This window comes from Amycolatopsis sp. NPDC114503, from assembly GCF_055633655.1.
On sequence record NZ_JBVKDT010000001.1, the window covers coordinates 1657834 to 1671243 of the forward strand.

Here is a 13410-nt window from a genome sequence, read left to right on the forward strand (position 1 = left end):
GAGTGAAGTCGAAGCGCTTGCTCGCCGCCCGTCGGGCGAGATTCGCACAGCTGGGGCCTAGGGGGGCACAACGCGTGTACGATGACGTCTCGGACCTCGATGGCGTCGAAGACGCTTTTCCTGCATCGCACACCCAGCAGCAGCTGCATTTTATGCAGACGACGCGGGGTGGCGGACCCGACTACCACGTCCCGGTGTTCCTGCGCGCAGACGGACTGCTCGACCACGATTTACTGCGGCGTGCGGTCCAATTTGTCGCCGATCGCCACGAGGTTCTTCGCACTCGATTTCAAGTATCGCTAAAAGGCTTGCTTCAGATCGTCGACCGAGTATTCGCAGTCGGGTGGACGGTGGATACCGGGGTGGCCGATATCGGCGAATGGATGAGAGCGCAGGTCAGGCGCCCGTTCGACCTCGGCACGGGCCCGTTGTTCCGGGCCGCGCTGGCGGACCGGGGCGAGCACGGCTCGGTGCTCGCCCTTTGCCTGCACCACGCGATCTGCGACGGCTGGTCCGTCCGGGTGATCGTCGACGAGTTCGCCCAGGCGTACGCGAGCCTGTCGGCCGGGCGCGATCCCGAGCTGCCCGAAGCGGGCTACCAGTTCGGCGACTACTCACAGTGGCACAGTGATTGGCTCGACAGTGAGGCGGCCGAGCGGCAGCTGCGTTTCTGGGAGACAACACTGGCCGGTGACCCGCCGGTTCTCGTGCCTCACCCGGATCTGCCCGACGACGGTGCGCCGCGCTCGGGCGCGGTCGCGGACGCGAAGCTTCCGGTGGCTGCGGTGCGCACGCTGCGGGAACTCGCCCGTGCCACGGGAGGCACGGCGTTCTCGATGTACCTCGCTGCCTACCAGCTCCTGCTCGCCGATCGCTGCCGTGTCGCCGACGTGGTGGTCGGGGTACCTGCGTTCAACCGCACGCGAGCCGAATTCCGCGACACCGTCGGCTGTTTCGTGAACATGGTGGCCGTGCGCACGGACCTCGGCACTCCGGCGACGTTCGCCGAGCTGGCTGCGCTGGTGCGCGTGAACGCCGTGCGCGCCCAGGACAACCAGGAGGTTCCGTTCGACATGGTGGTGCACCGGGTAAACCCGGTGCGCACCCCTGGTGTCGAGCCGATCGTGCAGGCGGCGTTCAGCTCCGGTGACACGATGGTCGAGCCGGTTTCCGCCGGTGCCGTGCGGTTCACCCCGGTCGAGGTCGATTCGACCACCGCGAAGTTCCCGCTATCCTTGCAGTTCAACGACTTCGAGCACGAGCCGGCGGTGGAGCTGGAGTACCGTTCGGACCGGTACTCCCAGGAGTGGGCCGAAACCTTCCTCGACGACTACCGCCGCGTGCTCGTGCTCGCGGCGGAAAACCCGGCCAGGTCGCTGCACGACTTCTTCGCAAGCGGGCCGCGTCCGGAACGGGCGGTGACGGCCGCCGCCCGCCGCGAGCGCACCGAGTACGCCGCCCCCCGCGACGAGATCGAGACGGCGCTGACCGAGGTGTGGGCCGAGGTGCTCGGCCGTCCCCGCGTGGGCATCGACGACAACTTCTTCGAGGCGGGCGGCGACTCCATCCGGGTCGTGCAGATCGTGGCGCGCGCGGCCGAACGCGGGCTCGGCTTCACCGCGCAAGCGGTGCTGGCGCACCAGACCGTCCGCGACCTGGCCGCGGCGGCGGGCCGGGCGGGTGACCCGCCGGGTCCCGTGCCCACGCTGGAACCCTTCTCTCTGGTGCCCGCCGCCGACCGCGCGCTGCTGCCCGCAGACGCCGAAGACGCGTACCCGTTGTCTGCGCTGCAACTCGGGATGCTCTATCACAGCGGAGCCACCGCGGCGAAAACCGCCTACCACGACGTGATCACCGCGCACCTGCGCGTGCCGTCCTGGTCGGAGCCCGCGTGGCGCGCGGCCGTGCTGCGTCTGGCCGAGCGGCACGAGATCCTGCGCACTTCGTTCGACCTGGCCCGGTATTCCAGTCCGCTGCAGGTCGTGCACCGGGCAGCGGTGCCGCCGGTGACCTTCGAGTACCTCACGGGCGACGACGAAACCGCTGTGGCGGAACGAATGCGGCTCGAATCCCGGCGTTCGTTCGATCCGGGGAGCCCGCCGTTGCTTGCCTTCCACGTACAACGCCGGTCCGGCGGGACCGCACAGCTGTGGACGGTGCTGCACCATGCGGTGCTCGACGGCTGGAGCGAACGGCTGTTGTTCGGCGAACTGCTCACGCTGTACCTCAGGGAACTCGGCGAGCCGGTGGAACTCGCTCCGCCGCCGAAGTCGAAGTACCGGTCCTTCATCGCGCTGGAGCGGGCCGCCGCCGAGGACGAGGCGGGGCTGGCGTTCTGGCGTGACACCCTCGCCGGGCACGTGGTGACCCGGGTCCCCGCCGCGCCGGAGACCGGTGAGCCCGACATGGCCGCGTGGGAAGAAGACCTGCCGGAGGACGTCTCGCGTGGTCTGGTCGCCTTCGCCGCGAGCGCCGGCGTTCCGCTGCGGGTGGTTCTGCTGGCGCTGCATCAGCGGGTGCTCGGCCTGCTGAGCGCGGACGACGACGTACTCTCCGGCGTCGTCTACAACGGGCGGCCCGAGGAGGCCGATGCGGACCGGGTAGCCGGGCTGTTCCTGAACACGCTTCCGTTCCGTACCGTGCTGGGCGACGAGTCATGGGCGAAGCTGGTGGCCACGATGGCGGCGGCGGATCTGGAGATCCAGCAGCACCGGCGGGTGCCGCTCACCCGGGTGCAGCAGGAACTCGGTGGCCGCGCGCTGTTCGACGTGTTCTTCAACTACACCTTTTTCCACAACGAGGGCGCCATTCCCAGTGCGGTCGAGGTCTTGCACGAAGACAGCCTCACGCCCACGAACTTCCTGCTCGGCGCCGCGTTCTACCGGGAGCTGGCACGCGACTCCATCGGCTTGTCCCTCCGCTACGACGCGGCCCGCATCACCACGGCGGACGTGGGGCGGTTCCACGGCTACTACGCCGCGGCTGCCCGCGCGCTGGTGGCGGACCCCGACGCGCCGCACCGTGACGCGGATCTGTTGGCAGACAAGGAGAAGGCCGATCTCGTGCGGTGGAACGACACCGCGCGCGACTATCCGGGCCCGTTCGTCCTCCATCGGATGGTCGAAGAGCAGGTCCGGCGGTCGCCGGATGCCGTCGCGCTGCTGAGCGGCGGGACCTCGCTTACGTGGTCCGAAGTGGACGGAGCGGCGAACCGGATCGCCCACCGCTTGGTCGAAGCAGGTGCTCGTGCGAGCGATCGCGTCGCGGTGTGCCTCGAGCGGCGAGCCGGTCTCGTCGTGGCGTTGCTCGGCGTGCTCAAGGCCGGTTGCGCCTACGTGCCGGTCGACCCAGCCGATCCTCCGGCCCGCACGGCTGTGCGGCTGGCCGACGTCGGCGTGGACCTGGTGCTGACCGATCCTGTGCCGTCGGCCACCTTGGACGGCGCGCCTGCCGGGCATGTGCGCGTGCCGCCCGACGGCGAACTCGCCGCCGACCGCGCCGCCGAGGGGCCTGCCTGCCAGACCACTCCGGAGGACCCGGCCTACCTGATCTTCACCTCGGGCTCCACCGGGCGGCCCAAGGGCGTGGTGGTCTCGCACCGGGCGATCGCGAACCGCCTGCTGTGGACGCAGGAGGAGTTCGCCCTCACCGCGGCGGATCGCGTGCTGCAGAAGACACCCGCCACGTTCGACGTCTCGGTGTGGGAGTTCTTCTGGCCTCTGATCGCCGGTGCCGGACTGGTCGTCGCGAAGCCGGGCGGGCACCGGGACCCTGGCTATCTCGTCGACGTGATCACCACCGAGGCGGTCACCGTCACGCACTTCGTCCCTTCGATGCTGCAGGCGTTCCTCGACGCCGACGGCCCCGGCCGCTGTCCTGGATTGCGCCTGGTCATCAGCAGCGGCGAAGCGCTGCCGAGACAGATGCACCGCGAGTTTGCCGCGCGATCGGATGCGGAGCTGGCGAACCTCTACGGCCCGACCGAAGCGGCGGTCGACGTGACTGTGTGGCGGTGCCGGGACGACGAGCCCGACGGACCGGTACCGATCGGCCACCCCATCGCCAACGCGCGCACGCACGTGCTCGACCGGCGTGGACGGCTGGTCCCGATTGGCGTGCCGGGGGAGCTGTACCTCGGCGGGCGCTGTCTCGCCGACGGCTACTACGGCAGGCCGGACCTGACCGCCGAACGCTTCGTCGAGCATCGCCCGGACGGCGTGGCGGAGCGGCTGTACCGCACCGGAGACCTCGTCCGGCGCCGCCCCGATGGCGCGCTCGTTTATCTCGGCCGTGAGGACGGCCAGGTCAAGATCCGCGGGATGCGTGTGGAGCTCGGCGAGATCGAAGCGGCGCTTGCGGGGCCTGCGCACGGCGCGGCGGTCACCTACGTCGACGGCCGTCTGACGGCCTATGTGACCGCCGAGGACGTCGAAGGCGTGCGGCGGCTGGCGATCGACCGGCTGCCGGGGCATTTGGTGCCAAGTGCCTGGGTACAGCTGCCCGCGCTCCCGCTGACCTCGAGCGGCAAGGTCGACCGCCGCGCGCTCGCCGGTCTCGGCGTGGCCGAGCAGGCACCTGCCAGGCCACCCTCCACGCCGGCCGAGCTCGCCGTCGCGGCGGTCTGGGCGGAGGTGCTCGGGGTGCCGGAGGTGGGCGCGGACGTGACGTTCGCCGAACTGGGCGGGCACTCGCTCAACGCACTGAGCCTGGTCGCCCGGCTGCAGCACATCATCGGCGGAGAGGTCACGGTCGCCGACCTGCTCGCCCACGACACGGTCGAGAAGCTGGCCTCGTTCCTCGACGGCCAAGCGCCCCGCAGGCGCGACGCGGCCACGGCGGTGACCCTGCGCCGTGCCGGCGACCTGCCGCCAGTGCTGTTGTTCCACGCGGCGGGCGGCAACGTGTTCGGCTACCGCGCACTCGCCGACGCACTGCCGCCAGGACGTCCGGTCAGGGCTGTGTCGAGCGGAGGGCTGGAAACGGGGCGGCTCGGTCACCTGACCGTGCGGGATCAGGCCGCGCACTACCTCTCGCTGCTGGACCCCGGTGAGCCCGTGCATTTGTTCGGCTGGTCCTACGGTGCCGTGCTCGCGCACGAGGCCGCCTGTCTGCTGCACGCCCGCGGCGTTCGCCGGATCTCGCTGACCATGCTCGACGCCGCGTTCCCGGACCAGGTCGACCCGGCCGACCTGACCGAAGAGTCCATTGTGGACGTCCTGGTCTCGGAGATCGCCGGGCTGTCCGGGGCCGAGACGCCCGGTCGGGGCAGCACCGCCGAACGGCTCGTGGCGCTAGCGGACGACCCGCGCACCGGCCTCGGCCTGGCGGGCCTGCGCGCCAGGATGACTGTGCTGGGCGCGCACGTGGCTGCGCACAACGGCCATCGTCCCGGCCGCTTCCCCGGTGTGGCGCACTACCTCGAAGGAGCGGACGGCCGAGCGCTCGGCACTGCGGACGCCTGGCGCGGTGTGGTGGGCGAACTGCGCGTGCGCGGACTGGCGGGCGGGCACTACGCGCTGCTCGATCCGCCGTATCTCGGCGAAGTGGTCTCGGTGCTGAGGTCGGCCATCGACGCGGCGGAGGGGAGCCCGTGACGAGCACCGATCCGGGCCGGTGGCTGTTCCGGCAGCCTTCCGAGGACGCCCCCGCGCGCTTGTTCTGCTTCCCGTACTCCGGTACCGGTGCGTCGATGTACCGGGACTGGCCGCGCCGTGTCGGCGCGGCGGAGGTGCTGCCGATCCAGCTGCCGGGCCGGGAGAACCGGATGCGTGAACCGCGCCCGGAGTGTTTCGAGGAGCTCGCCGAGCAGGCCGCGGTGGCGTTGCTGCCCTATCTGGACCGGCCCTCTGGATTCTTCGGCCACTGTGGGGGTGCGTTGTCCGCGTTCGCCACCGCGCTGGAACTGGACCGCGTCCACGACCACCCGCTGCACGCGCTGTTCGTGTCCTCGCAGCTGGCCGCCGACGAGGAGCCGTTCGGGCGCTGGTTGTGGCTTCGCCGCGCGGAACTCGACGAAGAGCTGGACGCGCTGGCCGGGCGACTCGGCGGCGCGATCAGCCCCGACTTCAAAGAAATGGCGCTGGACCTGCTGGAAGAGGATCTGGCGATGCAGCGCCGCTACCGGCTCGCCGAGCCCCACCGGCTGCGTGCCGCGGTCGTCGGCATCGGCTGGGCGGATGACGTCGAGATCCGGCCTGGCCAGATGACCGGCTGGAGCCGCCACGCCGCGCCGGGCGAGCACCGGCCGGTGCTGCTCGACGGCGACCACCACACGTTCCTCGAAGCGCCGCCCGCCTTGTGCGAGGTCTTCGCGGACGCGCTTGACCCGCACCCGGTGGTGCGCCGCCGCCGCGCCGGTAGGCGGTGAGCGGTGAGCGGGGTGCGCGTGTTGAGCAGGACCGGCACCTGCCGGGGAGCGCCGCTCTCGACCGGCCGGGCGTTCGGCACGTTCGGCGAGCTGCTGCAGGGGGCGCTGCCCGACGACGGGCCCGAGTTCCTCGTCACCTTCCCGATCGACGAGTGGAGCACGGCGACGCTGTGCCTGTGCGACCAGCACGACCGGCTCACAGTGTCTCCATCGCACAAGACCAAGGCACTCGCGGTGATCCGCAGGATCATGTCGGCCACCGGCCGGGTGCGCGGCGCGCATGTCGAGCTGGCCAGCGACCTGCCCGAGGGCAAGGGGATGGCCAGCTCCTCGGCCGATCTGGTCGCGGTGGCTCGCGCGGCCGCTGCGGGGCTCGGCGTGGTCCAGACCTCCGCGCACATCGAGGCGGCGCTGCGCGGAATCGAGCCGTCGGACGGGGTGATGTACCCGGAGGTCGTCGCCTTCTACCACCGGGAGGTGCGGCTGCGCCAGGTGCTCGGGCCGCTGCCGCCGGTGAAGGTGATCGGCCACGACCGCGGCGGCCAGGTGGACACAGTGGCGTTCAACGACCGCCCGCACCACTGCCCGCCGGAAGACCGGTTCGAATACGCCAGTCTGCTCGACCGTCTCGTGGACGCGGTCCGCGCGGGCGATCTGCCCGAGATCGGGAAGGTGACCACCCGCAGCGCGGAACTGGCGCTGCGCGGCGACTCGAGTCACCGGTTGCGCCGGCTGCGCGAGGCCTGCGACCGGGTCGGCGGGCTGGGGTTGGTGCTCGCGCACAGCGGCACTGTGCTCGGTGTGCTGCTGCCCGCCGACGACCCCGCGCTGGACGCCAAGACCGGGATCGTCCGCGAACTCGTCGGTGGTCCGGTCTCGGTCCACGATTCCCTGCCGCCCCAGAAACCGGAGGTAAGTCCGTGAACCCGTGGGTGCTCGCGTCCGCCCCGCGCCCCGACCCGCCGTTGCGGGTGTTCCTGCTGCCCGCAGCGGGCAGCGGGGCCTCGATGTACCGGGACTGGGTGCGGCGGTTGCCGCGGGAAGCCGAAGTGCTTCCGGTGCAACTGCCGGGCCGGGAGAGCAGGCTCGCCGAACGGCCCGAAGAGGAGTACGGCCGGTCGGTGGCCCTGATCGCCGAAGGCCTGGCACCGCTGATGGGGGTGCCGCACGTTCTCTTCGGCCACAGCATGGGCGCGTTGCTGGCGTTCGGGCTCGTCCGCCACCGCGTCGAAGCCGGTGCCCGCGCGCCCGAACGGCTGGTCGTCAGCGGCATGACCGCGCCGGATCGCTACGACCGCGGGGTCGAGCGCGAACTCGGTGAATCGGGAGACGACGTGCTGCGCGAGTCGCTGGTGGAGCGGGGCGGCACCGCCGGAGCCGCGCTGGAGCACGCCGAACTGCTCGAACTCGTCCTTCCGGCGCTGCGCGCCGACTACCGGGTCTGCGGGTCGATGCCCCCGGTGGCGGCGAAGCCGCTCGGTTGCCCGGTCACCGCGCTCTACGGGGAGGACGATCCGCTCACGCTCGAAGACCGGGACGGCTGGGGCAGGTTCGGCGGTGACGGCGGGTTCCACGTCTTTCCCGGCGGGCACTTCTTCCTGACCGGCGCTCAGCAGGGCGCGGTGATCGAGACGGTGGCCGAGATGCTCTCCGAGCGGGTGCCCCGTGGCTGACGGCGAGAAGCGCGGCTCGGTGTGGGCCAGCGCGGATTTCCGGTGGCTGTGGACGGCGCAGACCCTCTCCAGCGTCGGCACGAACGTGATCGCCGTGGTGGTCCCACTGCTGGCCGCCACCTACCTAGGCGCCAGCGCGTTCGAGGTTGGCGTGGTCTCGGCCACGGAGTTCCTGCCCTACCTGCTGATGAGCCTGTTCGTCGGGGTGTGGCTGGACAAATCGGCGAAGCGTCCGATCATCCTGGGCGCCGATCTGGTGCGCGGGGTGGCGCTGCTGGTCATTCCGCTGGCCGTGTGGTGGGGCGTGCTGAGCGTCCCGGTGCTGGTGGGCGTCGTGTTCGTGGTCGGCATGTGCAGTGTCGTCTCCGACATCGGCAGTGCCTCGCTGCTGCCGAGCCTGGTGCGCCGCGAGGAGCTGATCGCGGGCAACAGCAAGCTGGAGATCAGCCTGTCGGTGTCCAACATTGGTGGCATGACGCTCGGCGGGCTGATCATCCAGCTGCTCAGCGGTCCCGTGGTGGCGCTGATGGGGGTCGGCACGTCGCTGCTGGCGGCGTTCTCCACATTTCGGATCAGCAAGCGCGAGGAGAAACCCGCCGGCGAGGAACAGTCGATCCTTCAGCAGATGTCCGGTGGCCTGAAGTTCGTCTACGGCAACGTGATCGTGCGGACGCTCGCGCTGAGCAGCTTCCTGATCAACTTCTTCGCCTTCGTCATCGAGCCGGTGTTCCTGCTGTTCATCACGCGCACACTGGCGCTGCCACCGGTGCTCGTCGGCATCATCCTGGCGATGACCGGAGTCGGGTCGCTGCTCGGTGCGCTGGTGGCCGAACGGGCCTGTGCACTGCTGCCGCTGGGCAGGCTGCTAGTGGTGATCTCGGTGATCATCGCGGCGAACGCGCTGCTCACCCCCGTTGCCGTGCTGACCGGCCGCCCGGTCGCGGTGGCGATTGTGCTGTTCACCCAGTTCACTTACGCGGTGGTGGTGATCGTGGCCAACGTCGCGATCCGCAGCTACCGCACGGCGGCCACCCCGGATGAGCTGCAGGGCCGGATGAACGCGGCCGTGCGGATGCTGGTCATGGCGGGCACCCCGGTCGGCGCGCTGGCGGGTGGGGCACTGGGCTCGCTGATCGGCATTCCGCCCGCCCTGGTGGTGGGTGCCGCCGGCCTGCTGGTCGTGCCGGTCGTGCTGCTTCTGTCCCCGGTCGCGCGGGCGCGCAGCATCGAGGACGGCACTCAGCTCGTCGGCTGACCCACCACGTGAACCGACGCGACGACGGAGGAAGAACCCGGAAATGACCGACACATCGCCCCGGAAAGCCGACCTCGACCGCATCTTCACGGCGGCGGCCGCGCCTGAGCGCACGGTGGCCAGGGCGGAGCGGGCGGGCGGTGCCGTCCTGGCGTCCCGGTCGCAGAACCGCCTTTGGTTCCTCGAGGCGCTCAACGGTCCGAACGCCACCTACAACGTGCCGTTCCTGCTGCGCGTGCGGGGCGGTCTCGACGTCGACGCACTGTGGTCGGCACTCGACGACGTGGTCGCGCGGCACGAAAGCCTGCGAACGCGCCTGACGGCCGATGACGACGACGAGGTGCACCAGGTCGTCGCCGAGCCCGGTCCGGTGCCGCGGGAAATGCTCGACCTGCGGGAGACGGTGGCCGCCAAAGGGCTTGACGCCGCGCTGTCCGTGCTGACGGCTGCGGACGTGGAGCCGATCCCGCTCGACGGGGACCGGCTGGTGCGCATCCTGCTCGGCCGGACCGGTGACGACGAGCACCACCTGTCGATCGTGCTGAACCACGCGATCACCGACGGCTGGTCCGAGGGGCTGCTCTTCCGCGAGCTGGGGGAGCGGTACACCGCGCGCATTCGTGGCACCGGCGGCCCCCGGCCACCGGGCGCGCAGTACCGGGACTATTCGGCTTGGGAATCGGGAGACGAGGCGGCCGCGCTGTACCAGCGGCAGCTCGAATACTGGCGCGGTCAGCTCGCCGGGTCGTCCGCCGACGCCGGACTGCCGACCGACCGTCCCCGCCCGGTCGTGCTGGGCGGCACCGGTGGCACCGTGCATGTCCCGGTGCCCGCCGACCTGCGGGCAAGGCTCGCGGACTGGGGCGGCGGCCACGAGGTCTCGCTGTTCACCTGCGCCACCACCGTGCTCGTAGCGTTGATCCACCGCTACGCAGGGGTGGACGACGTGGTGGTCGGCGTGCCGGTGGCCAACCGACCGCTGCCGGAGTGGGAAGAGGTGGTCGGCTACTTCGCCAACTCGGTGGCGGTGCGGGTCGATGTGTCCGGCGGCCCGTCGCTGGGCACGTTGCTGGACCGCGTGCGAACCGCGTCGGTCGACGCGCTGACCCACCAGAACGTCCCGTTCGACCGGGTGGTCGACGCGCTCGGCGTGCACCGCGATCCCGGCCGGAACCCGGTCTTCCAGATCATGTGCAGCGTCAATGAGGTGACCGAGCCGCCCGTGCTGGGCGACCTCGACGTCCGGTTGACCGAAACCCGGAGGGACATCGCGAAGTTCGATCTGGAACTCGCCGTGTCGTACGAGCCGGGCGGGGTGACCTTCGACTTCTTCTACGCCGACGACCTGTTCGACGAAGCCACGATCAGCGCACTCGCCGTCGACTACCGCAGGCTGCTCGCCGAGTTCCTTTCCAGTCCCGGCACCGCCGTCGGCGCGCTGCCGGTCTCCGAACCACGCGCGATCGCGACGGCCGAAGCCGAGGCGGGTCGTTCCGGTGACGCGGGCGAACCACCCGCCACGGGCACCGAGCAGGTGCTCGCCGGGATGTGGGCCGAGGTGCTCTCCGGCGGCGAGGTCTTCCGCGACACGCACTTCTTCGCGGGCGGCGGTGATTCACTGCTCGCCACCAAGGTGATCGCGCGGATCCGCCGCCGGTGGTCGGTCCGGCTGACCGTGCGCCACATGCTGCAGCACCCGTTGCTGGCCGACCTCGCCGTGCTGGTCGACGAGGCGGCGGGAACGGTGCCCGCGCCCTCCGCCCCGCCCGCCCCGCCCCCGGAACGGCCGGGCCCGCTGCCGCTGACGGCGCAGCAACGGGGAATCTGGCTGGCTAACGAGCTGGGTGAGGTGCGTACGCACTTCCACATGCCGCTGGCCGTGCGGTTCCGCGGCCCGCTCGACCTTGACGCGCTCGCCGACGCGATCGCCGACCTCGGCGTCCGGCACGAGGCGTTCCGGATGCGCTTCCCGGCCGAGAACGGCGAGCCCCGCCAGCTCGTGGGCACCGCCGAGCCCTACCGCCCGGACCCCGAGCCCACCGAAGTCGGCGAGGAGGGGCTGGATGCGGCCGTGCGCGCCGTGTTCGCTGAGCGGTTCGACCTCGCCGGGGGACCGCCGCTGCGCGCGCGGTTCTTCCGCGTCGGGCACGAGGACCACGTGCTGCTGCTGGTGATCCACCACATCGTGTGCGACGGCCTGTCCTGGAAACCCCTTTGCCAGGACTTGGAAACCGCGTACGCCGCCAGGGCGGCGGGCAGCCTCGTGGACTGGCCCGAACCCGAGTGGAGCTTCACCGACCACCTGCGAGCGCGCGCGTCGGCCGCCGACCCGACCGAAGGACTGGCCTTCTGGCGAGCGGAACTCGACGGCCTGCCCGAAGAGATCGCCCTACCCGCCGCGAAGCCCCGGCCAGACCGGCCGGGAAACCGCGCGATCACCGTTCCGGTACACCTGGAACCCGCCTTGTACCGGGCGGTGGTGGCGCTTGCCGCGGACCGCGGGGTGAGCGTCTATATGGTGCTGCAGTCGGCGCTCGCGGTGCTGCTTACCCGGCTCGGCGCCGGCACGGACCTGCCGATCGGCGCACCGTCGGCCGGTCGCGCCGATCCGGCCTTCGACCGGGTCATCGGCTGTTTCGCGGATCTGCTCGTGCTGCGCATCGACACGTCGGGCGACCCCGCTTTCACCGAGCTGCTCGAGCGCGTGCGGGAAACGGACTTGCGTGCGTTCGCGCATCAGGACGTCCCGTTCGACGCGGTAGCCGATGCCGTGGGCGGCGTGCGCCGCCCCGGCCGCACCCCGTTGTTCCAGGTGCTGCTCTCGCTCAACTCCGGGGCTGAACCACTGCCGTCGCTCTGGGGCACGACCGGTGCGCCGGTGGAGATCCGGGCCTCGGCCACGCCGTACGACCTGAGCATCGACCTGACCGAGGAGCGGGACCGGGGGGAGTGCGGCGGGACGCTGGTAGCGTCGGCCGACCTGTTCGACGAGCCGGACGTCATCGCCTTGGCCCGCCGGTGGTCACTCGTGCTCGCCGCCGTAGTCGCCGAGCCCGAACGGCCGCTCGGGTCGATCGAGGTGCTCACCGCGCGCGAGCGCGCCACGATCCTCGACGACTGGTCCGTGATCGGTCCTAGCGACGACCTCTACGAAGCGGCAGGACTTCCGGGCCTCGCCTGCCACCCCAGCGAACCAGGATTGCCGGTCGGCGCGGGCCGCGCGTACCTCCTCGACGCCGGCGGCGAACCGGTGGCACCGGGTGTGACGGGCGAACTGCACCTCACGGGCGACGGTCTGGCCGACCGTCCCGGTGAGACCGCCGCGGTGTTCCTGCCCTGCCCGTTCGGGCCGCCGGGCGCGCGGATGCTCCGCACCGGTAGGCGGGGCCGGTGGTCCGGCGACGGCACGCTCCGTTTGGTGGCCGACCCCGTCCAGCCCGCCGCAGTGAAGGACCTGGCCGCACTGGAGGCTGTGCTCCGCGCCCACCCAGCGGTCGGTGACGCGGTGGCGGCCGTCGGCGCGGACGGCGGTGTCGTCGGCTACGTGCGGCCGGTGACGCCCCAGGTTCGGGTGAACCCGACAGTGCTGCGCGAGCACGCCGCGGGCCTGCTGCCGTCGGAGCTGGCGCCGTCGTCGGTGCTGGTCGTCGACGAGTTGCCCGTGGGCGGCCTGGCACCGGCCGCGGTGGCCGTGCCAGGGCGCGCGGGCGGGCACGCTGAGCCCGTCACCGCGACGGAGAAGGCGCTCGCCGTCATCTGGCGGCAGCTGTTCGCCGTGGACCGTATCGGTACCGAGGACGATTTCTTCGAGCTGGGCGGACATTCGCTGTCCGCGATGCGGATGCTGGCGGAGATCCGCTCGGAGTTCGGGGTGACGCTGACCCTGTCCCAGTGCTTCGAGCACCGCACGATCCGGGACCTGGCCGGGGAACTCGACCGGCTGCCTCCTTCGCACTCCGCCGAGCCGCCGGTGGTCCGCCGCCGTGGCCGCTGAGCGAGGCTCAGGACCCCGGGAGGTGCGGCAGCAGAACGCTCGACCGAGTTCGTCCTGTATCGCCCCCGGAGGGGGCTTCAGATGTTGTTTCACCGTGCGGCTCTGCCGTTGTCGCATCGGA

The 13410-nt window shown here is 71.3% G+C and carries 6 protein-coding genes; all 6 read left to right on the forward strand.

Features of this window, described 5'->3' with window-relative positions:
* The first annotated feature begins 74 nt into the window (after positions 1–74).
* Genes ACZ7OI_RS08165 through ACZ7OI_RS08190 form a run of 6 tightly spaced genes read left to right on the forward strand, consistent with a single transcriptional unit; the run spans position 75 to position 13289 of the window.
* Positions 75–5594, forward strand: coding sequence for an amino acid adenylation domain-containing protein (locus ACZ7OI_RS08165; protein WP_470263397.1), 5520 nt, complete (start codon positions 75–77; stop codon positions 5592–5594).
* Positions 5591–6367, forward strand: coding sequence for a thioesterase II family protein (locus ACZ7OI_RS08170; RefSeq protein ID WP_470263398.1), 777 nt, complete (start codon positions 5591–5593; stop codon positions 6365–6367). Before ACZ7OI_RS08165 ends, ACZ7OI_RS08170 begins: the two co-directional genes overlap by 4 nt.
* A 21-nt stretch (positions 6368–6388) precedes the next feature.
* Complete coding sequence (locus ACZ7OI_RS08175; RefSeq protein ID WP_470263399.1) at positions 6389–7291, forward strand: GHMP family kinase ATP-binding protein; 903 nt, start codon at positions 6389–6391, stop codon at positions 7289–7291.
* Positions 7288–8040, forward strand: a complete 753-nt coding sequence (locus ACZ7OI_RS08180) for a thioesterase II family protein (RefSeq protein WP_470263400.1) — start codon at positions 7288–7290, stop codon at positions 8038–8040. Before ACZ7OI_RS08175 ends, ACZ7OI_RS08180 begins: the two co-directional genes overlap by 4 nt.
* The gene (locus tag ACZ7OI_RS08185) at positions 8033–9295 is read left to right on the forward strand and encodes an MFS transporter (protein WP_470263401.1); all 1263 of its coding nucleotides are present in this window, start codon (positions 8033–8035) and stop codon (positions 9293–9295) included. Before ACZ7OI_RS08180 ends, ACZ7OI_RS08185 begins: the two co-directional genes overlap by 8 nt.
* Positions 9296–9338: 43 nt before the next feature.
* The gene (locus ACZ7OI_RS08190) at positions 9339–13289 is read left to right on the forward strand and encodes a condensation domain-containing protein (protein ID WP_470263402.1); all 3951 of its coding nucleotides are present in this window, start codon (positions 9339–9341) and stop codon (positions 13287–13289) included.
* Positions 13290–13410: the final 121 nt, after the last annotated feature.